General features: G+C 64.7%; 32 protein-coding genes, 1 tRNA gene and 1 other RNA gene. 15 read left to right on the top strand and 19 right to left on the bottom strand.

The window, feature by feature from the left end; translation table 11 throughout:
* Positions 1–53: 53 nt before the first annotated feature.
* From ACK8CP_RS13870 to ACK8CP_RS13940, 15 genes are all read right to left on the bottom strand, one after another.
* Positions 54–575 (bottom strand): hypothetical protein, encoded by a 522-nt coding sequence (locus tag ACK8CP_RS13870; RefSeq protein WP_414832206.1) that lies wholly within the window; start codon positions 573–575, stop codon positions 54–56.
* 219 nt (positions 576–794) lie between these two features.
* Entirely contained in the window at positions 795–1,364 is a 570-nt protein-coding gene (locus tag ACK8CP_RS13875) for a hypothetical protein (RefSeq protein ID WP_128291994.1), read from the bottom strand.
* A 1-nt stretch (position 1,365) separates the two neighbouring features.
* Entirely contained in the window at positions 1,366–1,668 is a 303-nt protein-coding gene (locus tag ACK8CP_RS13880) for a hypothetical protein (protein WP_128291993.1), read from the bottom strand.
* Positions 1,669–1,972: 304 nt separating this feature from the next.
* Complete coding sequence (locus tag ACK8CP_RS13885; RefSeq protein ID WP_414832207.1) at positions 1,973–2,422, bottom strand: hypothetical protein; 450 nt, start codon at positions 2,420–2,422, stop codon at positions 1,973–1,975.
* A gap of 1 nt (position 2,423) precedes the next feature.
* Entirely contained in the window at positions 2,424–2,660 is a 237-nt protein-coding gene (locus ACK8CP_RS13890; protein ID WP_234628002.1) for a hypothetical protein, read from the bottom strand.
* Positions 2,657–2,902 carry a hypothetical protein gene (locus ACK8CP_RS13895; RefSeq protein ID WP_414832208.1) on the bottom strand — a complete coding sequence of 82 codons (246 nt, stop codon included), beginning with the start codon at positions 2,900–2,902 and terminating at the stop codon, positions 2,657–2,659. The genes ACK8CP_RS13890 and ACK8CP_RS13895 overlap by 4 nt, the downstream gene beginning before the upstream one ends.
* 16 nt (positions 2,903–2,918) lie before the next feature.
* On the bottom strand, positions 2,919–3,296 hold the full coding sequence (locus ACK8CP_RS13900; protein WP_414832209.1) for a hypothetical protein: 378 nt from the start codon (positions 3,294–3,296) through the stop codon (positions 2,919–2,921).
* A 39-nt stretch (positions 3,297–3,335) separates the two neighbouring features.
* Positions 3,336–4,160: a hypothetical protein gene (locus ACK8CP_RS13905; protein ID WP_414832210.1), complete on the bottom strand. Its 825-nt coding sequence runs from the start codon at positions 4,158–4,160 to the stop codon at positions 3,336–3,338.
* A gap of 165 nt (positions 4,161–4,325) precedes the next feature.
* Positions 4,326–4,454 carry a hypothetical protein gene (locus ACK8CP_RS13910; RefSeq protein ID WP_281275246.1) on the bottom strand — a complete coding sequence of 43 codons (129 nt, stop codon included), beginning with the start codon at positions 4,452–4,454 and terminating at the stop codon, positions 4,326–4,328.
* Between the two features lie 80 nt (positions 4,455–4,534).
* Entirely contained in the window at positions 4,535–4,795 is a 261-nt protein-coding gene (locus tag ACK8CP_RS13915) for a hypothetical protein (protein ID WP_414832211.1), read from the bottom strand.
* The gene (locus ACK8CP_RS13920; protein WP_414832212.1) at positions 4,792–6,147 is read right to left on the bottom strand and encodes a DUF6538 domain-containing protein; all 1,356 of its coding nucleotides are present in this window, start codon (positions 6,145–6,147) and stop codon (positions 4,792–4,794) included. Before ACK8CP_RS13920 ends, ACK8CP_RS13915 begins: the two co-directional genes overlap by 4 nt.
* Positions 6,148–6,283: 136 nt before the next feature.
* Positions 6,284–6,360, bottom strand: a tRNA-Arg gene (locus ACK8CP_RS13925).
* 101 nt (positions 6,361–6,461) lie between these two features.
* Positions 6,462–7,949: a sensor histidine kinase gene (locus ACK8CP_RS13930; RefSeq protein WP_414832213.1), complete on the bottom strand. Its 1,488-nt coding sequence runs from the start codon at positions 7,947–7,949 to the stop codon at positions 6,462–6,464.
* A gap of 71 nt (positions 7,950–8,020) precedes the next feature.
* Positions 8,021–9,445 (bottom strand): dihydrolipoyl dehydrogenase family protein, encoded by a 1,425-nt coding sequence (locus ACK8CP_RS13935; RefSeq protein WP_414832214.1) that lies wholly within the window; start codon positions 9,443–9,445, stop codon positions 8,021–8,023.
* Between the two features lie 9 nt (positions 9,446–9,454).
* Entirely contained in the window at positions 9,455–10,264 is an 810-nt protein-coding gene (locus tag ACK8CP_RS13940) for a TVP38/TMEM64 family protein (RefSeq protein WP_414832215.1), read from the bottom strand.
* Between the two features lie 349 nt (positions 10,265–10,613).
* Between ACK8CP_RS13940 and rpmH the strand changes: the two genes are divergently transcribed.
* From rpmH to argB, 5 genes are all read left to right on the top strand, one after another.
* Positions 10,614–10,748: a 50S ribosomal protein L34 gene (gene rpmH, locus ACK8CP_RS13945; RefSeq protein WP_092811498.1), complete on the top strand. Its 135-nt coding sequence runs from the start codon at positions 10,614–10,616 to the stop codon at positions 10,746–10,748.
* Positions 10,749–10,759: 11 nt separating this feature from the next.
* Entirely contained in the window at positions 10,760–11,188 is a 429-nt protein-coding gene (gene rnpA / locus ACK8CP_RS13950) for a ribonuclease P protein component (RefSeq protein WP_234629797.1), read from the top strand.
* The gene (gene yidC / locus ACK8CP_RS13955; protein WP_414832216.1) at positions 11,172–12,995 is read left to right on the top strand and encodes a membrane protein insertase YidC; all 1,824 of its coding nucleotides are present in this window, start codon (positions 11,172–11,174) and stop codon (positions 12,993–12,995) included. Before rnpA ends, yidC begins: the two co-directional genes overlap by 17 nt.
* 53 nt (positions 12,996–13,048) lie before the next feature.
* On the top strand, positions 13,049–13,759 hold the full coding sequence (gene yihA / locus ACK8CP_RS13960; protein ID WP_234629799.1) for a ribosome biogenesis GTP-binding protein YihA/YsxC: 711 nt from the start codon (positions 13,049–13,051) through the stop codon (positions 13,757–13,759).
* An 85-nt stretch (positions 13,760–13,844) separates the two neighbouring features.
* Positions 13,845–14,765: an acetylglutamate kinase gene (gene argB / locus ACK8CP_RS13965; protein WP_128291983.1), complete on the top strand. Its 921-nt coding sequence runs from the start codon at positions 13,845–13,847 to the stop codon at positions 14,763–14,765.
* Between the two features lie 27 nt (positions 14,766–14,792).
* On the opposite strand, the gene ACK8CP_RS13970 is transcribed toward argB, so the two are convergent.
* Both ACK8CP_RS13970 and ACK8CP_RS13975 read right to left on the bottom strand, forming a co-directional pair.
* Positions 14,793–15,482 (bottom strand): GNAT family N-acetyltransferase, encoded by a 690-nt coding sequence (locus ACK8CP_RS13970; protein WP_414832217.1) that lies wholly within the window; start codon positions 15,480–15,482, stop codon positions 14,793–14,795.
* The gene (locus ACK8CP_RS13975) at positions 15,479–15,967 is read right to left on the bottom strand and encodes a MarR family winged helix-turn-helix transcriptional regulator (protein WP_414832218.1); all 489 of its coding nucleotides are present in this window, start codon (positions 15,965–15,967) and stop codon (positions 15,479–15,481) included. The genes ACK8CP_RS13970 and ACK8CP_RS13975 overlap by 4 nt, the downstream gene beginning before the upstream one ends.
* Before the next feature lie 274 nt (positions 15,968–16,241).
* Here ACK8CP_RS13975 and ACK8CP_RS13980 point away from each other — a divergent pair, with 274 nt between their 5' ends.
* The 6 genes from ACK8CP_RS13980 to ACK8CP_RS14005 all read left to right on the top strand — a co-directional run bounded on the left by ACK8CP_RS13980 (position 16,242) and on the right by ACK8CP_RS14005 (position 21,108).
* Entirely contained in the window at positions 16,242–16,985 is a 744-nt protein-coding gene (locus tag ACK8CP_RS13980; protein WP_234629802.1) for a pyrimidine 5'-nucleotidase, read from the top strand.
* Between the two features lie 99 nt (positions 16,986–17,084).
* An RNA gene (gene ffs / locus ACK8CP_RS13985) (signal recognition particle sRNA small type) lies at positions 17,085–17,180 on the top strand.
* 120 nt (positions 17,181–17,300) lie between these two features.
* Complete coding sequence (locus ACK8CP_RS13990) at positions 17,301–19,052, top strand: DNA polymerase III subunit gamma/tau (RefSeq protein WP_414832219.1); 1,752 nt, start codon at positions 17,301–17,303, stop codon at positions 19,050–19,052.
* 4 nt (positions 19,053–19,056) lie between these two features.
* Positions 19,057–19,380 (top strand): YbaB/EbfC family nucleoid-associated protein, encoded by a 324-nt coding sequence (locus ACK8CP_RS13995; RefSeq protein WP_234630357.1) that lies wholly within the window; start codon positions 19,057–19,059, stop codon positions 19,378–19,380.
* An 18-nt stretch (positions 19,381–19,398) separates the two neighbouring features.
* Entirely contained in the window at positions 19,399–20,004 is a 606-nt protein-coding gene (recR, locus tag ACK8CP_RS14000; RefSeq protein WP_414832220.1) for a recombination mediator RecR, read from the top strand.
* Positions 20,005–20,037: 33 nt separating this feature from the next.
* Positions 20,038–21,108, top strand: coding sequence for a D-alanine--D-alanine ligase family protein (locus ACK8CP_RS14005; RefSeq protein WP_414832221.1), 1,071 nt, complete (start codon positions 20,038–20,040; stop codon positions 21,106–21,108).
* Between the two features lie 112 nt (positions 21,109–21,220).
* Here the strand turns inward: ACK8CP_RS14005 and ACK8CP_RS14010 are convergent, their stop codons facing one another.
* Positions 21,221–21,928: a hypothetical protein gene (locus tag ACK8CP_RS14010; protein WP_414832222.1), complete on the bottom strand. Its 708-nt coding sequence runs from the start codon at positions 21,926–21,928 to the stop codon at positions 21,221–21,223.
* Positions 21,929–22,187: 259 nt separating this feature from the next.
* Positions 22,188–23,360: a DNA recombination protein RmuC gene (locus ACK8CP_RS14015; RefSeq protein ID WP_414832223.1), complete on the bottom strand. Its 1,173-nt coding sequence runs from the start codon at positions 23,358–23,360 to the stop codon at positions 22,188–22,190.
* Between the two features lie 86 nt (positions 23,361–23,446).
* Here ACK8CP_RS14015 and def point away from each other — a divergent pair, with 86 nt between their 5' ends.
* The 4 genes from def to ACK8CP_RS14035 all read left to right on the top strand — a co-directional run bounded on the left by def (position 23,447) and on the right by ACK8CP_RS14035 (position 26,723).
* On the top strand, positions 23,447–23,980 hold the full coding sequence (gene def / locus ACK8CP_RS14020; protein ID WP_414832224.1) for a peptide deformylase: 534 nt from the start codon (positions 23,447–23,449) through the stop codon (positions 23,978–23,980).
* A gap of 30 nt (positions 23,981–24,010) precedes the next feature.
* Entirely contained in the window at positions 24,011–24,940 is a 930-nt protein-coding gene (gene fmt, locus ACK8CP_RS14025) for a methionyl-tRNA formyltransferase (RefSeq protein WP_414832225.1), read from the top strand.
* A gap of 37 nt (positions 24,941–24,977) precedes the next feature.
* A complete protein-coding gene (gene truA / locus ACK8CP_RS14030; protein WP_414832226.1) occupies positions 24,978–25,730 on the top strand; it encodes a tRNA pseudouridine(38-40) synthase TruA in 753 nt (250 codons plus the stop codon).
* A 114-nt stretch (positions 25,731–25,844) separates the two neighbouring features.
* Positions 25,845–26,723: a LysR family transcriptional regulator gene (locus tag ACK8CP_RS14035; RefSeq protein WP_414832227.1), complete on the top strand. Its 879-nt coding sequence runs from the start codon at positions 25,845–25,847 to the stop codon at positions 26,721–26,723.
* Positions 26,724–26,758: the final 35 nt, after the last annotated feature.

Consider the following 26,758-nt stretch of genomic DNA (forward strand, 5'->3'; position numbering starts at 1 on the left):
GGCCCGGACGGCCGGTATGTGCCGCATAGACCCTGTTGTCGGTCGCCCAGGCGTCAGGCGTCGTCCTCGGTCTCGGCGTCAGGATCGTCGCCGCCCGTGCGAAGATGGCGCGCCGCTTTGGTGAGCCTTTTAGCAGCTCGCGCCAGGACGCCGTCGATCTCCGTCTTGACCTTGGCGCGCTCTTCGAGGTCGCGCGTGAGACGGGCCGGGATGCCATCAAGATCCGCTTTCAACATCCCGAGTACATCGTCGGTGGCGGCGATCGCGTCTTCCGTCGGGATGACCGCCCGTTTTTCCTTGGCGAGTGCGAGCTCCTCGCGCTCGATCCTGATTTCCCGGAGGCGCCGCTCGCCGTCCTTGTCGGTTGATCTCTTGGCGCTCTCCTCCAGGAATCGGAGGTAGCCCTTGACGCCTGCCGTCAGCGGGTAGCGGCCGCGGCCCGATTTTGTGATCCAGCCCTCGCCGGCGAGCTGCTGCAGCCGCCGCGGCGTGAGGCCGAGGAGCTCGGCCATCTGCGGCGCGGAAATCTCCGCCGCCAAAGGATCGGCCGCCGCCGGTTTTGTCCCCGCCAGCATGGCCTCCCAAAGCGAAACGAAATGGCAAAACCGCGAACCGAAAAACGCTCAAATCTCGGGGTCCCCCGGGCCCGCGCCGGCGCCCCCCTGGGAAGGACCCGCGGCCGCCGGGCGCCGCCGAGCCGCCGGCTGTTGCCGGCCCGCCGCAGTGTGGCGCGTCGGCCACAGCCCTCACGCCAGGCCTCGCTGCGCCGCACCCATCGCCAGCCGCGGCGCGCCTCAGTGGCCGACTTGCGCCAGCAGCCGATCGACCTCGTGGAGGAGGCGGGGGGCAAACATCTCCTTCACGATCGCCTCAAGCACGTCGAGGTATTCCTCCGGCGACGTGAGGATGTCGTTCACGGGGTTCGGCCCGAACTGCTCGCGGATCTGCTCTTTGTTCTTCTTGCGCATGCGGGTGCCAGGCACACGCCGGAAGACGCCACGATGGCCGCTATCCATGCCCGCCCTGAAGGCATGCCGATAAAGGCCACGCTTCACGACGATGACACCGCGCTTCGATTGCCTGGCACCGAGCTTCTCAAGCGGTATCCAGCCCGACTTCAGAATGAGATCCTGCGTGTGCCCGCCAGCATTGAACGACGCGGACAGCCTCGTCCGCTCGCGCACATGCTTCTGAGCAATGTTGATGCGCTCGGCATCGCGCCGGACCACGCGCGTTTTCGCCATGCTGTTCAGCCGTCGCATGGCGCGCGACATGGCCTTCGCCCTGATCTCACCGGGCAAATTCTGCAGAGCCCGGCCCATTTCGAGCACGTCGGACGTGTCGATGTAGGAGAACGCGGTCATCTCAGCGCCCGCGCCCCCACTGCCCGGCCGTCGCCTGCCGCACCCGCATGTCGCGGGCGAGGCCCATCAGGTCCTTGCAGATCTCGTCACGCTCTTCGTGGAAGCGTTCCAGATCGTTGCGGCCGATCGGCAGACGGCGGATGCGGTCGACGATCTCGTCGAGCCGTCCGGCCCGCTCGCCGGCGATCTCCGCATCCGAGCGGCTTTCCCGCGCCACCTGGCGCTTGCCGATCGCCCGGCTCTCCACGCGCACTTCGCGCCCGCGCCCATCCTCGATGGTGCGCCGCGTCGTGCCGATTGCCATGACGTGATTGCCTCGCTTGCCCGGAAAGCGAGGGGCGGCACGCAAAACTCTGCGCCGCCCGTCGCCTTGCTGCTTGGACCGGATCGACCGGGTTATCGGGCGCGGACCCGATTCGTGATGCCTGAAAGTGAGGCGCGGAAACGTAGGAACATATTCCCGCGCATTTTTCGAGGGGATTTCGGCGCTTCGTCCGCTCAAGACGTGAAAAAGCCGCCTGCCCGACCTTGTCGTCGGTGGCGGCTTGCGGCGGCGGCTCGAATCCCAATGGAACGGTTCGGATGGTTGTCAACTTCCAGGCGCAATGTCAAGGGCTCGTCTCAGCGTCGATCAGCGCCCAGGCGACGACCCGCTCGAGATCGCCGGCCTCCGCCAGCACGTCGGTGAAAACGGCGGGATCTGTCATAACGGTCGGATCGGCGATCAGGATCGCGACGAGCCATGGCACGCGGGCCGGTCGCTCCGGCGCAGGGCCTGGCAGCGTCGCGGCGAGTTGTCGCCACAGCTCCGCGGCCATGGTCTCGCGCGTGCAGAGCGCCGCAGTGGCGATATGATGTCCCTCGTGGATCTGATCCCACAGATAAACGCCCCTGCCGGGTGTCGGCCGCGGCACGATGCGCCAGCCGGTGCCGTCGATCTCCTCGGCCGGGTTGTCCCATGCGGCACGCAGCCTCGCGATCGCCCCATCCGAGACCTCATCGCGTGGCGACAGGCGCACATGGCCCGTCTGCCAGGTCAGATGTGCAAGAGCGGTCATCTCATCTCAAGATGGTGTCGAGAGGATCGGGGGGCAGCGCTCCGCCGAGCATCATTTCGATCGCGACGGAGGCGGGGCCGGTCGGGCCGCCGCGCCGCTCCCAATCGCGAATGGTTTCGCCAGGGTCGCGGCCCTGCAGGCGCAGGGCGCGGCCGAGCTCCGACATGTGGAGGGGCCGATCGAGCCCCCAGGCCGCGCCGAGCGTGGCGCGCGCGGTGCGGAGATCGTCGCCGGTCATGGCCGGGCGCCGAATTCCAGCGTCGGCCGTATGTCGTCCGGCACTCCGACCCAGGCGAGCAAAGGCCCGCGCGCCATGTAAGACGGTGCCCGCTCGAATGTCGGCTGCACACATGGGGCCGGGCTCGGCATATTGCGGCGCTGCCGCCAGGCTCCGGCAGCGGCCGGAAACGTCGACCATTGGCCGCTGTCGTCCACGACGTAAAACTGATTGGGGGTGGATGATTTTGTCAAAAGTTGCATGTCGGCTCTCCCAGGCTCACAGGTCGCTATAGGGATCGTCCATCCGCTCGGTCAGCGCATCGCTGCGTTCGGTCGCGGACAGCTTGTAATTGGCGACCCATTCCGCGTGCCGCTGTTTTTCGTTGCGGAAAAACGCGCGCAGCTTTTCGACATCTTCGCTCCGCACCTGGGCCCGCAGCTTTCCCGCGAGTTTGAGGTGGTGACCGATTTCCGGGTCGTGACCGAGCTCGACGCCCATGCTCGTGTGCGGCTTGCCGTTCAGCTTGGCGGAGATCAATCCGCCGGTCTCGCCGCTGTCGAGCTCGACGATTGCGCCGCGCGGGGTGGTGATCGTGATTGTGGCCATTTTTGTCTCCCGTGGAGTGGGGCGCTGCCCCGTTTCGATGGTCATCATATACGGAATTATCCCGTAATATGCAAGCAAAATCGGCCGCTACCCGTCCGATTCCGGCGCCAGGCTCGCCAATACCCGCCTCGGCCTCTCCTCCGATTCCGCGCCCGTTTCCCATGGCCGTTCCGGCGCCGCCGGGCCCGTCACCTCGTGCGCAGTCAGCCGTCCGGCGCATTCGCCGGCGAGCCAGGTGAGCGCGGCGTGCCATTGCGCATAATCGGCGCGGCGGTCGATGACCGTGGAGACCGGCGGTTCGAAGACGAATTTGCGATAGGCGTCGCGCCGCGGGCGTCGCGTCTTCGGGTCGCGCCCCGGCTCCTCGATCGTCACGGCACGAACAATCGTCCGCCCGTCCACTGTCTTCTCTTTCAGGCGTCGCGTCACCTGCACGAACCAGGCGTCCTGCCCGTTCCGGGCTCTCACCGCCCGCCGTTCCGGCGTCTCACCGGGCCCGACGCGCCAGTCCGGACGGCCGAGCCCCTTGGCGTAGCGCAGCACGAGCGCCATGCGCTGGATGCGGTAGCCTGAAAGCGCCCGCTCGGCTTCCGCCTGCACGTCGTCCGGCAGATCGCAGACGAGCTCCGCCGGCGGCACGTGCCATTCGGCCGAAAGCCTGTCGAGCTCGCGCACCAGCTCGTCGAGGATGACGGCGTCTTCGTGCGGGTTGCCATAGATGCAGGCGGCAAAGAGGCTGTCGCCGCGGCTTTCCTGCACGCGCGTGCCGAGCGCGATCATCTGGCTCAAAGAGCCGGACCGCGGCGGGCCGAGGCCGAGCGGGTCGGCCTTGGGCATCTCCTCACGGTACGTCCAAGAGAGGAGATCTTCGATGTCGACGGGCGTGAGCCCGCGATTGTCCAGTTTTGCCAAGCGCGGCCCCCGATGTCGAAAGACGGGAAAGCCGGCCGATTTGTCCGCAGCACCAGCCTTTTAGCAGGGGTTTTGAGCGCGGGGAAGAAAAGGGGAACGGGCGGCGGTGCACCTATATGGTGATTTTCGGCGCCTCCTCGGAGGGCGAGAAAATCACCATAGCTCTCACTCCTCCGGCTTCGCCGCTTTCATCGCTGCCTCGCCGAAAGCGCGGCCGAGCTCTTCACGAATGAGCGCGCGCACCGCCTCGGCCGTCTCGCCCGCCTGGCTGTCGCCGGAGGCGGCGAGAGCCATGCGCAGCCGCCGCAGCCCTGGCGACGGGTGGCGGTCCTCCGCGCGGCCTTTCGCGTTGCGAGGTGTTCTGGCGCCCAATTCTATCGCCTCATATTTGAGAGTGCCTGGGACTGTCTGTTTCCGAGAGAGTTTGCGTTTGCATCCCCGACGACAACCACGAGGATCGTACCTGTTTCGATGTCGTGAACAACGTCTGTCACCTCGTAGCTCGAAATGAGCCCGCCACTCTCGATGACGATGTGCTCGCCGATCCGCGGAAGCGCTTCCACCGCGCCGCAGCGTATCATGCGATGGATGGCCGGTTCTTTGCTGTCGTAAATGAGTTCAATATCGATGCTCAAAACAGCCTCCCCTGCGACGGATCGGGCGGCTCCGGATGGGCGGTGATGGCAAGCCGCAGGAGCCATTCACGTTTATGCGCCAAAGTCGGGCCCTCGCCATAGAGGGGCCGGGCGAATTTGTGGCCCATCAAGTCTGCCTGCATGCGGTCGGGCATGTCGGCTGCGACGAGGCGATCCTGAAACGTGTGGCGGATCGAATAGAGCGAGTGCTTCTCGGTCGGCAGCAGGCCGCGCGACCGCAACATCTTGTTGACGTCGCTAGAAAGGCCGGCGCTCTTGTCTTTGTAGCGCGGAAACCCGTCGGGGTGCCGCCGCAACGCGACGAGAGAGATGCCGACGAGGGGAATTTCCCGCTTGGAATAGGGGGTCTTGAGGTCGCGGTCGACGGCCCGGACGAGCACATGCGGCACCTCCGCGTCGAGCTGGATGTCGTCCCGGCCGAGGCCGCAGATCTCGATCGGCCGCATGCCGGTCTCGACCATGACGAGGAGGATGTCGCGCGCCTCTTCGTTGAGCCCGCCGAGATGGCGGGGCTCGGTCACCATCATGACGAGATGGTCGATCGGGAACGGCGCCCGCGTCTGCTCCTCTCCCTCCTTGAGACGCAGGCGCGCGAAGGGCCGGCCAATGCCGAGCTCATAGGTCTCGTCGAGCGTTCCCAGGATCTGCGACAGGTGGCCGATGTCCTTGTTGGCGCTGTTGGGGGCGAGCCCCTCTTCGACGATGCGCTCGACCCACCAGGCCCGGAGCGCCACGGCGTCGGCGCGGGCGATGGACGAGACAGCCTTGTCGCCGACGAGGGCGATCAAATTGCCGAACGCCTTCATCCGGGGCGCCCGCCAGCGGCGCATCTGGTCTGGCGATTTCCGGTGGAGTTCCGAGCGTGCCAGCGTCTCGTATTCCTGCAGCGCCGCCGACAATGTCAGCTCCGGCATTTTGGCCGTGCCGAGAAGCGCCGCGACGGCCGCCCTCTCCCCCGATGAGGGCGCGTCGTCGCCGGCCTCGGCGATATCCGGATAGAGCGCCTCCAGACGCTCCAGACGCGCGAGAAGCTCCGACAGCTCGCCCGCGGCGATTTCGCCGGTCGGCTGATATTCGAAGCCCTCCAGCCTGGCGCGCTCGATCGCCCCGAGATAGCGCTCGCGCGCATCCTCCGCCCCGCCCTTCTTGAGGGCGACCCACAGCTTTTCCTGTTCGCGGTTGACGAGATGGACGAGCTTCTCGGCACGCCGCAGGTCACGCGTGCCGAGCGCCTCCTCCGCAAAAGCGCGGGAATCGACATCGGCGAAGGCCTTCGGCACGCGCCGGTAGTACGAATAGAGGCCGTTGCGGAGTTTCAGCCAGCGCGGCATGCGTGCCCGCCCCGTGAGACAGAATGTAAGGCACTTTGTAGCGCAATAGAGAGGGGGCGCGGAAGAGGGGAAAGGCCGGTTTTCTGCGGCTTCTCAACGCCGTCAAGGGCTTAGCGCGCGCGATCGAGAGGGGAAATGGCGCACCGGAGAGGATTCGAACCCCTGACCCCCAGATTCGTAGTCTGGTGCTCTATCCAGCTGAGCTACCGGTGCTTGCCGCGGTCGTCGCAGCCCATCGGGTGCGGCGCGGAGCGACACACCTAATCGCTCAGAAGACGGATTGCAAGCACCTCTCGCCGCCTCTTTCACGGCTTTTATGCTTTGCGGCGATCGCGCATATCAGCCAGCCGCGCCGGACGGTCGGGGATCTCGATCTGGAAGACGGTCCCGGCCCCAGCCCGCTCTAAAAGCTCTATTTCTCCACCATGGGCAGCCACGATCTCCTGCGCGATCGCAAGACCGAGCCCGACACCGCCCGGCCGCGTGGAGCCCTGGAAGGGTTTGAACAGCGCCTCGCGCGCCCTCTTCGGAAGACCCGGCCCCGTGTCACAAACACGCAGGCGCGCGACCGCGCCCGTGCGTTCTCCCTCGACCCAAAGGCGGCGGATGACGGACGCGTTTTCATCCGACACGAGAGCCTCCTGGGCATTGCGGCAGAGGTTGAGCATGACGCGGAAGAACTGGTCGGGGTCGGCGTCGATCTCCAGATCGCCCGGGACCCTGTTTTCGAAAACGACGGTGCCGTCCGGAGTCAGGCTCAGGATTTCCGCCACCTCCTCCACCAGCCGCCGGGCGGAGACGAGGCGGCGCACGGGCTCCGCCTCTTCGGCGCGGCCATAGGCGAGAACCGAGCGGGTGTAGCCGATCGCCCGATCGATCGTGCCCACGAGCTTCGGCGCGATGCGGCGCACGAGCGGGTCCTGCGCCTCGCCGAGATGGTCTGAGAAGAGCTGGGCGGAAGCCAGGATGTTTCTCAGGTCGTGATTGATCTTGGAGACTGCGAGCCCGAGATTGGCGAGATGCCGGCGCTGATGCAACATGTCGCGCAAGGCCGCCTGCATTTCGGCGAAACGCTCCTCCGCACGGCCGATCTCGTCATGGCGCCCGGTCGGCGTGACCTCGCAGCGCACATCCTCCGGATCGGCGGAAAAGTCCTGCATGCTGGCGGCGAGTTTCTGGATGGGCCGCACGATCATCCGCCTCAACGCCAGATAGACGAAGGAGGCGGTGATGACGGAAATCGCCATGGAGAGAAGCAGGATATTGCGTGAGTACCGCAGCATGGCCTGGCGCAGGCCATCCTCGCGCAGCACGATTTCGAACATCGCCATGCCGGCCGGAGGCTCTCCCGAAACACGGATGAGCCGGTCCCCGCCCCCCAAAAAGAGCGTGCCGAAGGCCGCCGCGATCGCCTCCGCAGGACCCAATTCGCGCAGATCCTGATGGACCGCCACTTCCTCCGGCATGTTGCCGGCCGCGATCAGGATATGCTGGCCGTTCTCCATCATCGCGATCGCTTCCATGCCGATCGCCTGCAAGAGACGCTTCTGCAGATCCTCGGGGAAAGGAGCTGCGCCGGGGCTTGATCCCGCAAGGGCCGCAATCGACGCCGCCTCGAGCTTCTCGTCGAGCCACATATTGCGGAAATTGGCGATGGAAGGCACGTAGATCAGCACTTCGGCGACCATGACGAAGGTGATCGTCAGCACGAGAAGCTTGCCCGACAGCCCGCGCACCGGCCACAGCTCGGCAAGCCGCGACTTTCTCGTCATGTTCTCCGGGGGCTTTTCCTCAAGCGCCACCAAACACTCCTCAGACGCCTCGCGATCCTCGCACGCGTCACATCACAAAAGGCCGCATTCGCGCCTGCCCTTCAGCCGAAGCGGCGCAGAAAACGTGCGAGCGCCTTCGCCTTATTCGGGACCGGGAGATAGAAGCTCGTCGCCGCGCGCTTTCCCACCTCCGAAACAGTCGGATAAGGCAGGAGCATACCCATCATATCGCGCACCTTGAGACGTTTCGAGAGCGCCAGCGCATAGGGGGCAATCATCTCGCCCGCATTGCGAGCCACAATGTCGACACCGAGAAGGCGACCCTGGCGCGTCGTGACGAGGCGGATCAGCCCCTCCGTTTGCCGTTCCGCTCGGGCGCGATCGTTCTCAGCGACGGGCCAGCGCAAGACCCGCACATGGCCATGGCGCCGCTCCGCCTCCTCAAGCGTCAAGCCGGCATGCGCGAGTTCCGGATCGGTGTAGGTGACCCAGGGCAGAAGGTCGCGCTGCGGCCGCGCGCCGATCCGAAACAGCAGCGGACGCAGCAAGAGCCCAGCCTCATAGCCGGCCCAATGGGTGAAATTGGGCCCGCCGGTCACGTCGCCGACGGCATAGACGCGACGATTGCGGGTGCGCAGGTTGGCGCTCACCTTGATGCCGGTCTCATCGAAATCGACCCCGGCCTTGTCGAGATCGAGCCTGCCGACATTCGGCCGGCGGCCCGTCGCGACCAGGATCTGCGTCCCATCGACGGCCTCTTCGCTGCCGTCGGACTTTTTAATATGCACGCGCACGCCGTAGCGTCCGCGCCGGGCCACACGCAAAATCTCCGTCTCTTCATGGATGGTGACGCCTTCGGCGACGAGACGGCGGCGAACGTGATCGGCAAGCTCAGGATCGTCATGGGAGAGGACGCGTCCCCTCTCCAGGAGACTGACCTCCGAGCCGAGGCGGCGAAACGCCTGCGCCATCTCCATGCCCACCGGTCCGCCACCGATGACGATGAGATGGGTCGGCAGTTTCGTCAGATCGAAGAGGGTTTCGTTGGTCAGATAATCGAGGCCGTCCAGCCCTTCGATGTCGGGCACCTGCGGTGACGAGCCTGTGGCGATGACGAAGCGACGCGCGATGATGCGCGTCTCGCCAGCGATGATCGTGCGCCGGTCGAGGAACGACGCCCTTTCGCGAATGACGCGCACGCCGAGGCCGGTGAAACGCTCCTGCGAATCGTTGGGTGCGATCGCCGCGATGACAGAGCGAATATGAGCGTGAACGGCCGCGAAATCGACGTCGGCAGCCCCAGCGTTGACGCCGAAGGCCGGCGCCTCGCGCAGATGTGCCACATGCCGCGCCGCCGCAATCAGGGCCTTCGAAGGCACACAGCCATAGTTCAGGCAATCGCCGCCCATCCTGCCGTTCTCGACCAGAACTGTCGGAACGTCGAAAGCGGATGCGGCCGCCGCGAGCGTCAGGCCGGCGGAGCCTGCGCCGATCACACAAATGTCGGTCTTGATCTCTTCTGTCACGTCAAACGGTCACGTCTTTTTGCCGGCATCTCGGGCCCTCCAGCGCTTCAACATGATGGGCAGAAGAGCGGCAAGGGCAAGGACGGCAAAACCGAGAAGAAGCTGCGTCGAAAAGACCGGCCCCTCTTCGTCGAGAGCCGTGCCCACGCCCTCGCCGAAATAGGAGTACGCGAAAGTGCCCGGAAGAATGCCGAGGAAGGTCGCAAGCGCATAGGGTCCGAGGCGCATGTCGAAGAGCGCCGGGGCAAGATTGATCACCCAGAACGGAAAGATCGGCGCGAGGCGCAAAAACAGAAGATAATGAAAGGCGTCTTCCTGGAAGCCTGCCCGCAGGCGTTTCAGGCGCGGGCCGGCACGGCGGGCAAGGACCGTGCCGAACGACGTGCGGGCAATGAGAAAGATGATGCAAGCGCCGATCGTGGCGCCCACGGCCGACAAGGCGCCGCCCAGCACCCAGCCAAAGAGCAATCCGCCCGCGATCGTGACGATGCTCGCCCCCGGAAAGGAGACGGCGACGAGGGTGATATAGACAATGACATAGAGAAGCCCGGCAAGCGCGAGCCGGTCGTCAACGAAGCCTTTGAGGGCTTCGCTCTCTTCTTGAAGAGCCTTGAGAGAGAGGAACTCCTGAAAGCCCCCCGCATAGAGCAGGAGGAGCAGGAGCACGACAATCCCGACCGGCAGGAAACGCAGCCAAAGCGCGCGCGGCGCTTCGCTGGGGAGATGCTCCTCTATGGCATCCCCCATCGCGCCTTCGGTTTCGTCTCGTCCATCCGCTCTTCGTTCCCTGACTTTCGTCCCGACATTGTTCTCGGCCATCCGCCTGCGATCCTTCGGCGCTGCCTTGTTCGTGTTCCTCAGCCGCTCGACACCATATTTGATGTCGCGCGCGATGGAGCCCTCTCAGACCCCAGGTAAGGCATTCAGGCCGGGAGAAGGCGAGCTTCACTCGGAATTGAACATCACGCGATCATTCTCTCATGCGCACATGACCTTTGGAACGCGCGTTGACTTCGGCCAGGCATTGCCACTATATCGCGCACGCGAAAAGCACCGTGCCGCAATGGCGCACGGTCCGAATTCCGAACATCGAAGCAGCATTTCGGTCAAAGGTGCCGGCTGACTTCCGTTCACCAGCTTGAGGGCTGCCGCAGGCGGCAGAACGATTATGAAACGGACTTTTCAACCGAGCCGCCTCGTGCGCAAGCGTCGCCATGGCTTCCGTGCTCGCATGGCCACCAAGAACGGCCGCAAGGTTCTCGCCCGCAGACGTGCGAAGGGACGCAAGCGCCTGTCTGCGTAAGCTTCGGCGCCATGCAGCGCCTCAAAAAACGAAGGGACTTCCTGGCAGCTCGCAAGGGCTTTCGCCGGGCAGGTCCCTATTTCGTTCTGGAAAGCCGTGATCGCGGCGATTCAGAAGAGGGGCGCATCGGCTTTACGGTGTCCAAACGCGTGGCCCGCCAGGCGGTGGTGCGCAACCGTATCCGCAGGCGCCTGAAAGAGGCGGCACGGGAGGCTGTCAGCGATCGACAGCAGACCGGGCGCGACCTCGTCGTTATCGCACGTTTGCCGGCACTTCGAGCCGATTTCGCCGATTTGGTCGGCGCATTCTCCACGGCGCTCACCGCTTCGAGCGAGACGGCTCACCACGACCATTCGAGCCGTTCGCGCAGAAAGCGCCGCGGCCCCATTGAAATTCCGCCCGAGCGCGGAGGACGGGACGCTGATGGACAACAACCGTAACGTCATTATCGCCATCGCCCTGTCGCTGGCGATCCTGCTCGGCTGGCAGTACTTCGTCGCCGGACCGCGCATCGAAGCGCAGCGCCAGCAACAGCAGGAAGAGGTGCAGCAGGCGACGGACCAGGAAACGTCGGTTGCCGGCACGCCAGGCGCGACCGCGCCCGCAGGTGGCGATGCCCCGGCTGGCGCGGCCCCGCAAATTCCGCCTTCCGCGAGCGAGACGGCGCCTGCAACGGGCGGCACGGCCGAGCCCGCCGCCGATACGCCCCGGCTTGCCGTCGATACACCGGCACTTCAAGGCTCCATCAGCCTTGTCGGCGGACGCATCGACGAACTCGATCTGAAGCGCTACCACGCGACGCCCGATCCGAAGAGCCCGATGATCGAGCTCTTCTCGCCGATCGGCAGTGCCGACCCCTATTATGCCGATTTCGGCTGGGTGGCCTCTGCGGGCGGGCCGGCGGTTCCGGACGCCAATACGGTCTGGGAGGCCGACGCCGAGACGCTGACGCCGGACAAGCCGGTCACCCTCACCTGGGACAACGGCCAGGGTCTCGTCTTCAAGCGCCAGATCGCCGTCGACGACAATTACATGTTCACGGTGTCGCAAAGCGTGGAGAATTCCTCCGGCGCACCCGTAACGCTTTATCCTTATGGCCTGATCAGCCGGCACGGAACGCCGGGCGGTCGCAGCTTCTACATCCTGCATGAAGGCCCGATCGGCGTCTTCGGCGACGAAGGCCTCAAGGAAGTCAAATACAAGGATCTCGAGGACGAGTCCGTCACGCCCGCAAAGACGAATGACGGCTGGCTCGGCATCACCGACAAATACTGGGCGTCCGCCCTCATTCCGCGCGGCAAATCACCGTTCCAGGGCCGCTTCCTGCGGACCGAAGACGGAGCTGTGCCGACCTATCAGGCTGATTTTCTGGGTGATGCCGTCACCGTCGAGCCCGGCGCTTCGGCCAATCACGAGACGCTGCTTTTCGCCGGCGCCAAGGTCGTCACGCTCCTGAAGCAGTACGAGCAGAGCTTCGACATCGACCGGCTCGACCTCCTGATCGACTGGGGCTGGTTCTATTTCCTGACGAAGCCGATGTTCTTCGTCATCGACTTCCTGTTCCGCTTCCTCGGCAATTTCGGCCTGGCGATCCTCGCCGTCACGGTCATCGTCAAAGCCATCTTCTTCCCTCTGGCGAACAAGTCGTACGCCTCGATGTCGAAGATGAAGAAGATGCAGCCGCAGATCAAAAAACTGCAAGAGCGCTACAAAGACGACAAGCCAGCGATGCAGAAGGAGATGATGGAGCTCTACAGGCGGGAGAAGATCAATCCGCTTGCCGGCTGCTGGCCGGTGCTCATTCAGATCCCGGTGTTTTTCTCGCTCTACAAGGTGCTCTTCGTCACCATCGAAATGCGGCATGCGCCGTTCTTCGGCTGGATCAAAGACCTTTCGGCGCCCGATCCGACGAACATCTTCAACCTGTTCGGGCTGCTGCCGTTCGAGGCGAGCTTCCTGCATCTCGGCGTGTGGCCGCTCATCATGGGTCTCACGATGTTCGTGCAGATGCGCATGAACCCGCAGCCGCCCGACAAGACACAGGCGATGATCTTCAACTGGATGCCCTTGATCTTCATGTTCATGCTGGCGTCGTTCCCGGCCGGCCTCGTCATCTACTGGGCATGGAACAACTTCCTGTCGGTGCTGCAGCAGGGCATCATCATGCGGCGCAACGGCGTGAAGATCGAGCTGTGGGACAATATGAAGGGCCTCTTCGGCCGCAAGTCCGACACGCCCGCCGAATAGGCGAAAGCGGCCGGCAAGGTGCCGGCCGCTCCCCGAACAGGTGAGATCAAGCCATGCCGCATGAGCCGCCTGAGGGCCAAAGTGACAGCGAGCGGAGCAGCCGGCAGGCCAATCCCTGGGGTTCTCCCTGGCGTTATGTCGCCTCCGCGCCCAACCTCGCGGCGCTTCCTCCAGAAGGCCCCGTCGAGATCGCCTTCGCCGGCCGCTCGAATGTCGGCAAGTCGAGCCTGATCAATGCGCTGACGCGCCAGAAGGACCTCGCCCGCACCTCCAAGACGCCGGGGCGCACGCAGGCGCTCAATTTCTTCGTCCCAGATCGTCCAGGCGACAGCGGCGAGGAACCTCTCATCGCCCTCGTCGACATGCCCGGCTATGGCTTTGCCAAGGCGCCGAAGGACAAGGTCGAGGACTGGACGAAGCTCATCCACGACTACCTGAAGGGACGGGCGACGCTCCGGCGCGTCTTTCTTCTCGTCGACGCTCGCCACGGGCTCAAAGCGGCCGATCTCACCGTGATGAAGGAACTCGATACGGCGGCCGTCACCTACCAGATCGTCCTGACGAAGGCCGACAAGCCGAAACCCGGCGAGCTCAAGCGCCTGATCGAGGCGACCGCGGAAGCGATCCGCAAGCGCCCCGCCGCTTTTCCGGAGATTCTGGCCACGTCGAGCTTCAAGGATAGCGGCCTTGAAGGCGTCCGCACGGCCGCCGCTGCGCTCATTGATTGGCAAGGCGAGCGAGACTTGCTAGACACCGCGCCCTGAAGCGCCGGTTGCCGACGCCCTCCAGATCCTCTTCCTCGGCCACGCGTTATAGACGCCTTCCGGCCCTTGATCTTCGGAGCCATCGATGAGCGAAGCCACCAAGAGCGAAGCATACGATCAGGCGAGACTTCTTTCCGAGGCCCTGCCTTATATGCAGCGCTACGAGGGGCGAACGGTGGTCGTCAAATATGGCGGGCATGCCATGGGCGATCAGCATCTCGCCACGGCCTTCGCCCGCGATATCGCTCTCTTGAAGCAATCCGGAGTCAACCCGATCGTCGTCCATGGCGGCGGACCGCAAATCGGCGGCATGCTTGAAAAGATGGGCATCGTCTCGGAATTCAAGGGCGGCCTGCGGGTGACCGACCGCAAAACCGTCGAAGTGGTCGAGATGGTGCTGGCCGGGTCGATCAACAAAGAGATCGTCGCGCTCATCAACGCGCAGGGCGAATGGGCGATCGGGCTTTGCGGCAAGGACGGCAATATGGTCTTCGCCGAAAAGCTGAAGCGCACCGTCGTCGATCCCGATTCCAATATCGAGAAGGTGGTCGATCTCGGCTTCGTCGGTGAGCCGGTGGAGGTCGACCGGACGCTGCTCGACCTTCTTGCGCGTTCTGAGATGATCCCGGTCATTGCCCCGGTGGCGCCTGGCCGCGACGGCGAGACCTATAACATCAATGCCGACACTTTTGCCGGCGCCATCGCCGGCGCGCTCGAAGCCAAGCGGCTCCTCTTCCTTACCGACGTCTCCGGCGTGCTCGACAAATCGGGCAAGCTGATCGACGAGCTCACCGTCGCCGAAGCACGGGCCCTCATCGCCGACGGCACCATCAGCGGCGGCATGATCCCGAAGGTGGAAACCTGCATCGAGGCGGTGGAACGGGGCGTCGAAAGCGTCGTGATCGTCGATGGCAAGGCGCCGCATTCGGTGCTCCTGGAGCTCTTCACGGTGCACGGCGCCGGAACGCGCATCCGCCCCGACGGAGCCCCGGAACGCACCGCCTGAGAGCAGGGTCGACGGGCGCGCTTTTCCTTACGCCTTATCTGCCATGACGACATGCATATGGGTGCGGAGGCGAAAGCCGCAGGCCTCGTAGAGCCGGATCGCGTTCTCGTTTGAGGCGTAGGCATGCAGGAAGACGCGCTCGCCGCGGGCGACGATCTCGCCCGCAACAAAGGCGAGAAGGGAGCGGCCGAGACCACGCCCTTGCGCCTCCGGCCGTGTACAAAGGCCGCTGAGTTCCGTCATCCCCGGCAGTTTCAGCCGCTCGCCCGCCATGGCGATCAGCCTGCCATTCTCTTTCACGCCCCAGAAGCTGCCGAGGCTCTGGGCTTTCAAGGAAAACGGCCCGGGTTTCGTCAGTTCGGCAAGCGCCAGCATCGCCTCTGCATCGTCGGGTCCGAGCGGAACGATCCGGGGATCCTCGATCCGCGGAAAAGACCCCTCGCCCACCATCTGGACACCGTCAGCCTCCATGGCGACCGTCACCCCCTCAGGCAAAGCGACAGGATCGCGCTGCAGGAAGACCATCCGCTCGCCCGGACGGCAGAGCCTCTCCAGCGCGGCGAGGCTCTCCTTGCCATTATCCTGCGTCGCAACGAAGGGGCTGGTATCGGTCGGATATCGGCGGGCACCCGCGCTGCCCTCGGCGAGATGGGCATGTCGGGTGCCGAGCGCCGTCCAGATCGGGCGGCGGAGGTTGTCTTCCTCGATCGGGCTCATCGTTCTGACTTCTCCTCCGTACGGCGGGCAAGCGACGCCTCGGCGAGACCGTCTTCGAGCGCGGCGAGCTGCTGAAGGAGCGGCCCGCGCAGGCCTTGGCAGAGATCGGCCACCGCCGCCTCGATGCGCGGCCAGAGCTCGCGCTTGCCGACTTCCACCAACTGCCGGCCCTCATCGGTGAGATCGACGATCTTCCGCCGCCGATCCTCCAGCGAGGCGTCGGCCTTGAGGAGGCCCTGGGCAATCAGCTGATTGACGGCCCGCGTCGCGCCCGGCTGGCTGACACCGACGGCCTCGGCCAGGTCTCCGAGCGTCATCGATCCGAGGCGGTCGAGGCTTGCGAGATAGGGATAGTTGCTGGCGTTAATCGCCAGTTCCTTCGTTGCCAGGATCGCATCGGTGTCGGCCTGAAGCCGTTCGCCGATGCGCCTCAGGCGGGTGCCGAGGCAGAGGAAGCCAAGCGCGCGAACCACATCTTCCGGCAATGGATCCTCCTTTTCGATAATCAGTTATATATCTTGTTATATTATCGCTGTCCATCCTCTCCCGAAAAGCGGATGGACAGGACGGACGGCGTTGTCATCGGAACGGCTGGCGGGCGCCTGATGCCGGGACCGGCGGACAGAAAAGAACGCGGTCTCCGCAACGGCCTCGCACGAAAATCTTCGGTGACGAGGCCCGGAGCTGTGGCCACGCAGCCATGTCAGCCTCACCAAAGCAAGCCGTGCACATGTTTACGAAATCGCGTAAGCAGACCGCATGAACGCACTTGCAGCAGAAGACATCGCACCCCACAGCCGTGAAGATCTCAGCGTCTTTGCGGAGGTGGAGGCATGGATCTTTGATCTCGACAATACCCTCTATCCACGCGATTCGAACCTGTTCGCGCAGATCGACGAGCGCATCCGCAGCTATGTCCGGAATCTCTTGAATGTCGACGAGGCTGAAGCCCACCGTATCCAGAAAGAATTTTACGAGCGGCATGGCACATCGCTGCGCGGGCTGATGCTGGAACACGACGTCGACGTCGACAGCTTCCTGGAATTCGTGCACGACATCGACCGCTCGGCGCTCGCCCCGGCCCCGGAACTCGCAGCGGCGATCGCTCGCCTGCCCGGCCGCAAATTCATCTTCACCAATGGCTCACGCGCGCATGCGGAGCAGACGGCGACGCAGCTCGGCCTCTCCGATCATTTCGAAGACATCTTCGACATCGTCGCCGCCGACCTCCTGCCGAAACCGCGCGAAGAGACCTATCGGCGCTTCATTGAGCGTTTCGATATCGCCCCCGCCAGGGCGGCCATGTTCGAAGACCTGTCGCGCAACCTCGTCGTGCCGAAAGATTTCGGCATGCGCACCGTCCTCGTCGTGCCGTCTGGCACGCGCGAAGTCTTCCATGCCGAATGGGAGATGGAGGGTCATGACGGCGCGGAGCATGTCGATTTCGTCACCGACAACCTCGCGGCCTTCGTCTCGGAGATCGTCACGGCACGCGGCGTTTAGCGGCCGCGCCGCCTGTCTTCGGCCTCGGACAAAGCGCCCCATCGCGCAAGTCGTGCGCTCCCCTTGCAGGCGCGGCGCAAAATCGTCATATAGGCGCCGGGAGGCTGGCGACGGGCGCGTCTTTCGCCAATCGGGTCAGGTCCGGAAGGAAGCAGCCCCAACGAATTCGGCGCGGGTCGTCGTCCAGTCTCCTTCTTCAATCAGGCCGCCACGCAAGGCGGCCTTTTCGTTGGCGCGGCATAAAAGGGAACATCGTTTGGAGCGCTTATTGCGTTCGGCATTCAACCCAAGCCGATCATGCTCTAAAAGAAGCTGATGAGCGCTGCGCCCGGCTACCAGGTTCTCGCCCGCAAATACCGCCCCTCCGGCTTCGATGATCTGATCGGCCAGGAGGCGATGGTGCGCACCCTGAAAAACGCTTTCAGGGCCGGACGCATCCCGCATGCCTGGATGCTGACGGGTGTCAGAGGCATCGGCAAAACCACCACGGCGCGGATTCTCGCCCGCGGGCTCAATTACCAGCCCAAAGAGGGCGACGGCGCCCCGACGGTGGAGTTTTCCGAAGAGGGCGTGCATTGCCGCGCCATCATGGAAGGGCGCCATCCGGACGTCATGGAGATGGATGCCGCCTCCCATACCGGCATCGACGACATCCGCGACATCATCGATTCGGCCCGCTACGCACCCACCTCGGCGCGTTACAAGGTCTACATCATCGACGAGGTCCACATGCTGTCGAAGGCGGCCTTCAACGGGCTGCTGAAGACGCTCGAAGAGCCGCCGCCGCATGTGAAGTTCATCTTTGCCACGACCGAAATTCGCAAAGTGCCGGTGACGGTGCTGTCGCGCTGCCAGCGCTTCGACCTGAAGCGCGTCGATGCCGCCGAACTCATCACGCATCTCAATTCCATCGCCGGCAAGGAAGGCTTCGAGGTCGAGGCCGAGGCGCTCCGCATGGTGGCACGCGCAGCCGAAGGCTCTGTGCGCGATGCGCTTTCCATCCTCGACCAGGCGGTCGCCCATGGCGCCGGCCGGGTCGGCGCCGAGACGGTGCACGACATGCTGGGTCTGGCGGATCGTGCCCGTATCGTCGACCTCTTCGAAGAGGTGATGAAGGGCGATACCGCCTCGGCGCTCGCCGAATTGCGGCTGCAGCACGAGCGCGGCGCCGACCCGGTGACCGTCCTCACCGATCTTGCGGAATTCTGCCATTACGTGACCGTCTCCAAGCTCGCGCCGGGGACGGCGCCTTCGAGCGCCATTTCCGAGACGGAGCGGGTGCGGGGGGAAGCGCTCGCGGGAACACTCGCGGTCTCGATCCTCTCGCGCGCCTGGCAGATCCTCCTGAAAGGCATCCAGGAAGCACAGCTTGCGGCCCATCCCGAACAGGCGGCCGACATGGTGATCGTGCGCCTCTGCCACGCCGCCAATCTGCCGACCCCGGAAGAGGCGCTCAAAGCGCTCGCCGACGAGCAGGACCGATCCGGCAGTGCTGCGGGGCGCCCCGATGGCGGCGGCGCCGCACCACCTCCCCCGCCGCAGGCGCGGCTCGTGCAGTCCGGCAATGGCGGGGCGCGATCCCACCCGGAGCCACGTCACCAGCCGGCCGCGGCACCCCGCGCGGCGCAAAGCCAGGCCGGACCGCGGCTGCAGAGTTTCGCCGACATCGTTGCCGAAGGCCGCGCCCGGCGTGATATCCGCCTCGTCAACGCGCTCGAACGCTTCGTGCGGCCGGTCAAGGTCGAGGACGGGCGGGTGGAGATCGCGCTCGACGAGGGCGCCCTTGCGGATCTGCCACAACGGCTTTCGGCTGCCCTTTCGGAATGGACCGGCCAGCGCTGGGTCGTCATCGTCAGCCAGACAAGCGGCGCGCAAACCCTGCGCGAAGTGAAGCAGGCCGAAGATGCACGGCTGATGGCAGAGGCGGAAGCCGATCCGATCGTGCAGAAGGTTCTGGAACGCTTTCCGGGTGCAGAGATCGTCGCCGTACGCTCGCGCCCCGAAGACGACGACACTGATGACGACGAGGCGGGTGAGACGCCCGACCCATCAAGAGAGGATGACTGACACCATGCGCGATCTCATGGGCATGATGAAGCAAGCCAAAGAGCTTCAGGGAAAGATGCAGGAGCTGCAGGAGGAGGTGGCCGCGATGGAGGTCGCCGGCTCTTCCGGCGGAGGGCTCGTCTCCGTCGTGGTCGACGGCAAGGGCACGCTCAAATCCATCAAGATCGACCCCTCGCTCATGAAAGAGGACGAGACAGAGATCCTGGAAGACCTCGTCGTCGCTGCCGTGGCCGACGCCCGTGGCAAGGCCGACCAGGCGACGCAGGAGAAAATGTCGGAGCTCACCTCCGGTCTGCCTCTGCCTCCGGGCATGAAGCTGCCGTTCTAGGATTCCACGCGAGACATCATGGCCGTTTCCACTGTCGGGCCGGAGATCGAGAAACTGATCCAGGCCCTCTCCCGCCTGCCGGGGCTCGGGCCGCGTTCGGCTCGGCGCGCCGCGCTTGCGCTCATCAAAAAGAAAGAGACGCTGCTCGTGCCGCTCGCCAATGCGGCACGCGAGGCGGCAGAGGCGGCAAAGGTGTGCTCCGTTTGCGGCAATATCGACAGCCGTGACCCCTGTTCGGTCTGTTCCGATCCGTCGCGCGATCCTTCCACCATCGTGGTGGTGGAAGACGTCGGCGACCTCTGGGCGCTCGAGCGCGCCGCCGCGACCAAGGCGCGCTACCATGTGCTCGGCGGCGTTCTTGCCCCGCTCGACGGGATCGGCCCGGACGATCTTGCCATCGACAGCCTTCTCGGCCGTGCGGCAGCGCCCGAAGTCACGGAGATCATCCTCGCCGTCAACGCCACGGTAGAGGGCCAGACGACGGCGCATTACCTCACCGACGAGCTCGCCTCCTGTCACGTCAAGGTGACCCGGCTCGCCCATGGCGTGCCCGTCGGCGGCGAGCTCGATTATCTCGACGACGGCACGCTCGCAGCCGCCATGCGGGCAAGGACGGCGTTTTAACCCCCTTTTCGGAAACCTCCTGCAGGAGCCACCATGACGCCTCCGTCCTCACGCACGCGTATCGCCGTCCTTTTCGGCGGCCGGTCGGCGGAATACGATGTTTCGATCATGTCGGCGACCAACGTCATGCGGGCACTCGACCCCGAGACTTACGATCTCGTACCGATCTTCATCACGCGTGACGGACGCTGGCTTGAAAGCCGTTTCGAAGACGGCCGCCCGACGACACCCGAGACGGGGACAGAACTCGCTCTTCTTTCTGGCGGCAAAGGCCGCATGCTTGCGCTTTCGCCCGAAGGACAGGCCCAGGAGATCACTCCGATCGATATCCTCTTTCCAGTCCTTCACGGCCTCTTCGGCGAAGACGGCTCCATCCAGGGCCTCGCCGAGACAGCGGGCGTCGCCTTCGTCGGCTGCGGTATCCTGGGCTCGGCGACCGCCATCGACAAGGACATCGCCAAGCGTCTCCTCATGCAGGCCGGTCTGCCCGTCGCGCGTGCGGTCACGATCGCATTGGGTGAGGCGCCATCTTTCGCCGAGATCGAAGGCGCGCTCGGACTTCCCGTCTTCGTCAAGCCGGCGCGGCAGGGCTCGTCGGTCGGCGTGAGCAAAGTGACGAGCGAAGCAGGCTTTGCCGCGGCTCTTGCGGAAGGCTTTCGCCACGACACGAGGCTTCTCGCCGAGGAATTCATCGCCGGCCGCGAGATCGAATGCGCCGTCCTTGAAGACCCGAAAGGCGAGCTTTTCGTCTCGCGTCCGGGCGAGATCGTGCCGGCGGAACGCCACGGCTTCTACAGCTACGACGCCAAATATATCGACGAGACTGGTGCGGCGTTGAAAGTCCCTGCGGATTTGCCGCCGCATCTCGAAGCCGAAATCCGCACCCTTGCCGCACAGGCGTTCCGGGCGCTCGGCTGCGACGGCATGGCCCGGGTCGACTTCTTCGTGACCGCGGAGGGGCGCATCCTCGTCAACGAGCTCAACACCATCCCGGGCTTCACCGATATCAGCATGTATTCCAAGGCGATGTCGGCAAGCGGCGTCGGCTACGCGGAGGTCATCGACCGGCTGGTGGAACACGGCCTCGCACGGGCCGCAGGCTGAAGAGCAAGGCTAAACAGCCAATTGTTGACCGGCGAGTTGGCTCAACACGGTTTTGCAGCAGTAACGACCAGGAAGACGTGCCGTAGTAAGTTGCCGTCCGGCGCGTTGGCCTTCAAGCAGCCAAGCTCGAACGCCGGCGCTCGTCCTTCGCGAGGCAAATCAATGAATATTTGAGCGACCGGTCGCCGGCTTCCCCGACACTCCCCAAAGCCCGGTTTGCCAGGCTGATGAGACGCGCTTCGACCGAAGCCTCAGGGGCTGCAAGCTTCTGACATCGGTGCAACCATGCTGCGACCTCTCCCCAATCCCAAAGCGGATTGTCGCCGGAGACACGGGCATACGGGGGCGGAAAGGCCGGCAGGTTCCCGAGCCGTGCGCCCTTGGCATAGTTGGAGACAGCAGCTCGAGTGAGATTGGTGCGGCGGGCGATATCGGACGCACTCACAAGCGGATCCGGCTCAATCCGCTCGATGCGCCCCCCTGCGGCTTCGACGCTCTCCACGGCGGAGACGAGCGCCTGGACAAAGTTCTTCCCCTCGCGGGCGAAGTCGAGAATGGTGCGTCCTCTTGAAAAAGAAACCGTTGCGTCGTCGCAACCCGCAGCGAAGAGCCGTTCCTCGAAATCATCATCTTGGGGAGACAATCCGGACGCGACGAGCGTGAAGCCATGCTCAGCCATCACAATCGGTCTCCTCATCGCGTTCCACCGCCTGATGCGGGCAACGAAGAACCGCGCGCCTGATCCCCTCGGCGTGGTTTTGCGGTTTCCTCGGTGTGGACCAAACTGACACGATGCATCCCTCCCTGTCGGCGAACGCACAAAACAGCCGTCCCCAGCAATGACCCTGGCGTTTCTCGAGCCGCCACCCACGGGTTTCCGCAAAGCGGACCGCAGCCTCGATCTCTTTGTTTGGATGGCGAGATTGCGGAATAGTCTTCCCCTTAAGATGAGTCGTCCGTTGACATATGTCAACAGGATCTGTGCTCACGCCCTCGCAAGAAGATGACGCCTGCAGCCTCTCACAGCTACACTCAGGGTTGTCGCAGGGGCCGACGCTACTCTGTCGCGGGGCGACGACCTACCCCTCGCCGCCGGCCGCGAGCTTTTCCTCCTCCGCTTCCTCGCCGAAGCCCAAGCCCTCGATCCGGGCACCGCGCTTCTGCAGTTTGTCGCTCGAAATCAGGATCTGTTCGATGTCGCGGCTCGTCTGGCCAAAATGCGTGGCAAGCTTTCTGACACGCTCGTCGAGACGTCCGAGATCCTCCATCAAGGACATCACCTCTTCCTGGATGACATGCGCCTGCTCGCGCAGCCGCGCATCGCGCAGGACGGCCTGCATCACCTGGATCGACAGCATCAGAAGCGAGGGCGAGACGATGACGACGCGCGCCCGGTAGGCGCGCTGCACGACCTCTTCGAAGCGTTCATGGATTTCGGCGAAGACCGTCTCGGAGGGCACGAACATGAAGGCCGTGTCCTGCGTCTCGCCGGGAGTGAGATACCGCTCCTGAATGTCGCGGATATGCTTCAGGAGATCGGTGCGGAACTGCGCCTGAGCCGCCTTCTTCGCCTCCGCCGTCTCCGCATCCTTGAGGGCATTGTAGCCTTCAAGCGGGAACTTGGCGTCGACGACGAGCGGCGGCACGCCGTTCGGCATGAAGACGAGGCAATCCGGTCGCGCGCCGGATTTCAGCGTCGCCTGGAACTGGTAGGCCCCCTTCGGCAGGCCGTCGGCGACGATCGCTTCCATGCGCGCCTGACCGAAGGCGCCGCGCGTCTGCTTGTTGCCGAGGATGTTCGACAGGGTCGTCACCTGACCAGCAAGCTCGGTGATATTCCTCTGCGCCCGGTCGAGTACGGCAAGACGCTCATGCAGCTGGCGCAGATTTTCGCCGGTGTTTTGCGCCGCCTCGCCGACGGAGCGGTTGATACGGTGGCCGATCCCGTCGAGACGTTCCGAGAGATGCCGGTTGAGCTCCGACTGGCGGCTGCCGAAAATTTCCGCCATCGACTGCACGCGCCCCGACATTTCCGCCTGGGTTTTCAGGAGCGCCGAGAGCTCACCGCGCATCTCCGCCGCCTGCACGCTCGCCTCGGCAGCCAGACGACGGTTCTTCGCACCGGCCCGCAGAGCGAGGATGAGCACGACGAGAAGCACGAGCCCGCCGAAGCCGGCCGCCGACAGCACAAGCGGGTCGGCGTCGGAAAGTCGGCCAAGTGCATCGGCAAAGACGGGCGACCATGAGTCCATTTCATGAACATAGCTGATTCGCCGCGTACACTCGGCCGTCACGCGACATTGACCGCAGCCCCCGGAAACCCTAAGTCGCGAAAGCCATGGCCAAACTCGACATCGTCACACTTCCCGATCCCGTCCTGCGCAAGCTCAGCGACCCCGTCGAGGGCATGAGCGAGGCGATCCAGAAGCTCCTCGACGACATGCTGGAGACGATGTACGAGGCGCCCGGCATCGGCCTCGCGGCCATCCAGGTCGGCGTGCCGAAGCGGGTCATCACCATCGATGTCAGCCGCGAAGAGGACAAGCGCGAGCCTCTGTTTCTCGTCAATCCGCAGATCGTGTGGCGCTCCGACGATCCGAACGTGCACGAGGAAGGCTGCCTCTCGATCCCGGAATATTTTGCGGAGGTGGAGCGCCCCGCCCGGGTGAAGGTGACGTATCACGACTATGACGGCAAGGAACAGGAGCTCGAAGCCGACGGTCTTCTCGCCACCTGCATCCAGCATGAGGTCGACCATCTGAACGGCGTCCTCTTTATCGATTATCTCTCCAAGCTGAAGCGCGACATGGTCATCCGCCGTTTCACCAAGGCGGCGCGCGAGAAAGAACGCAGCGCCAGTTCGGCCATGTAGCCGTCCCCGGAAGGGGCAAAGGGACAGGCGATGACACTCAAAGTGATTTTCATGGGCACGCCGGATTTCGCCGTGCCGACCTTCCTCGAACTCGTCGGCCAGGGCCACGAGATCGCAGCCGTCTACACGCAACCGCCGCGCCCCGCCGGCCGCGGCATGGCGGAGCGCAAAAGCCCGGTGCATCTTCATGCCGAGCGCTTCGGCATTCCGGTGCGCACGCCGAAAAGCCTCAAGAACGAAGAGGCTCAGGCGGAATTTGCGGCACTTCAGGCCGACGTCGCCGTCGTCGTCGCCTATGGGCTCATCCTGCCGAAGCCGATCCTGGACGCGCCGAGTGAAGGCTGCCTCAATCTCCACGGCTCGCTCCTGCCGCGCTGGCGCGGGGCGGCCCCGATCCAGCGCGCCGTCATGGCGGGCGATCCGGAAACTGGCGTCATGGTCATGCGCATGGACGAAGGTCTCGATACCGGCCCGGTCTGCCTTGCCGAAAAGACGCCGATCGGCCCCGACGAGACGACGGGTCAGCTACACGACCGGCTCGCGCGTCTTGGCGCCGATTTGATGGTGCGGGCACTCGGCGCGTTGGAGCGGGGGGCGCTGACAGCCACCCCTCAGGCCGAAGACGGCGTCACCTACGCCTCCAAGATCGACAAGAGTGAAGCGAAGATCGACTGGTCGCAGCCCTCTCGTAAGGTGCACAACCTCATCCGCGGGCTCTCGCCCTTCCCCGGCGCCTGGTTTGAGATCGAGGCGGGCGGCAAGCGCGAACGCGTGAAAGTGCTGCGCTCGGAAAAAGCCGAAAGCTCGGGCCAACCAGGCGAGCTCCTCGACAGGATGACCATCGCCTGCGGCGACGGTGCCATTCGCCTCGTCGAGGTGCAGCGTGCCGGCAAGCAGGCGATGGATGCCGAGGCGGCACTGCGCGGCCTGCCAGCCGATTTCCGCATCCTCGTCGCGTGAGACAGCACGCCCCGGCGCCCTTCGGCAGAGCCTCGTTATGCCCCGCTACCGCCTCCTGATCGAATATGATGGCGGCCCTTTCGTCGGCTGGCAACGGCAGACGACGGGCCCTTCCGTGCAGGCGGCGATCGAAGATGCGATCCGCGCCTTCACGGGTGAAGAGATCCGGATCCGGGGCGCCGGCCGCACCGATACGGGTGTGCATGCGCTCGGCCAGGTGGCGCATTGCGACCTGCAAAAAGACTGGCCGGACGACACGGTGCGTGACGCCCTCAACGCGCATCTGCGACCCGCGCCGGTCGCGATCCTCGCGGCAAGGCAAGTACCTGACGATTTCGATGCGCGGTTCTCGGCGGAAAAGCGGCATTATCTCTACCACATCGTCAACCGGCGCCCGCCGCTCGCTCTGGAGCGTGGCCGGGCCTGGCAGGTGCCGGTGCCGCTTGATGCCGATGGCATGCACGAGGCGGCGCAGACGCTCGTCGGGCGGCATGATTTCACCACCTTCCGGGCGGCCGAATGCCAGGCGAAGAGCCCGGTCAAAACCCTCGACCGGATCAGCGTGCGGCGCGAGCTCGAGACGATCGTGATCGAGACCTCCGCGCGCTCTTTCCTGCACAGCCAGGTGCGTTCCTTCGTCGGCACGCTGAAACTCGTCGGCGAGGGCAAATGGCGGGCGCGCGACGTCGCCGAGGCACTCGCCGCATGCGACCGGCGCCGCTGCGGACCACTGGCACCGCCCGACGGACTTTATCTGGCGAAGGTCGATTATCCAGGCGACGACGCCTGACGCCGGACCGTCGGCGTGCAATTCGGTTGCGGCCTTTCGCTGACACGACAAAGCGCCTGACTTATGCCGTCCGGTAAGGTTCCAGATGATGACCGTATCCTAGGGAGGCGAAGCGTGATCGACCTTCGGCAGTTGCGCCAGTTCATCGCCGTTGCGGAGGAACTCCATTTCCATCGCGCCGCTGAGCGGCTCAATATGTCCCAGCCGCCCCTCACCACCACCATTCGCAGGCTGGAGGACGAGATCGGCGCGCAATTGCTGGAGCGCGGCAATCGCGTCGTTCGGCTGACCCCCGCCGGCAGGGCGCTTCTCGAACATGCCCGGGTTACGCTGAAGCAGGCGGACCTTGCGATCGCTGCAGCTCGCGATGCAGCAGCCGGACGTGTGGGTAAGCTTCGCCTGACCTATGTCGGCAGCGCCATGTACGGACGGTTAGCTGAGACCGTGCGAACCTTCCGGCGCAGCTTCCCGCAGGTGCAGATCGAGCTCAAAGAGGCCACGACCTCCGACCAGGTCACGGCCCTGCGCGAGGGAGCGAGCGATCTCGCAATCCTCCTGCCGCCCCTACCGGACGCGTCCGGACTGCATCTGAGGGAGTTCGACGAAGACAGGCTCGCGATCGCCCTGCCCGCGGCGCATGCCTTGGCGACGAAGAAGGGGCTTTCTTTGTCCGATCTGGCGGACGAGCCCTTTGTCCTATGGCCCGCAGCGGAAGGCCGCGGCTTCCACCACCGGGTCATCGAGCTGTGCACATCCGCGGGGTTTGTGCCTCAGGTGGTGCAGGAGGCGCACCAGATGCACGGCGTTCTCTCACTCGTCGCCGTCGAAACAGGCGTCGCTATCGTGCCGGCCAGCATGGCCGGCTTCCGCTCCACGGAAATCGTCTACAGACCCCTCGATATCCCAGGTTCGCGCTTCACCCTCTGCCTGTGTCATGGCGACGAGCCGCTTGAAGCGACCGTGCAGAACTTTGTCGATCTCGCACAACGATAGGCGGCGGGTATCGTAGCCGTCTTTTTTCGGTATTG

This window comes from Afifella sp. YEN Y35, assembly GCF_047553465.1.
GTDB lineage: Bacteria > Pseudomonadota > Alphaproteobacteria > Rhizobiales > Afifellaceae > Afifella > Afifella aestuarii.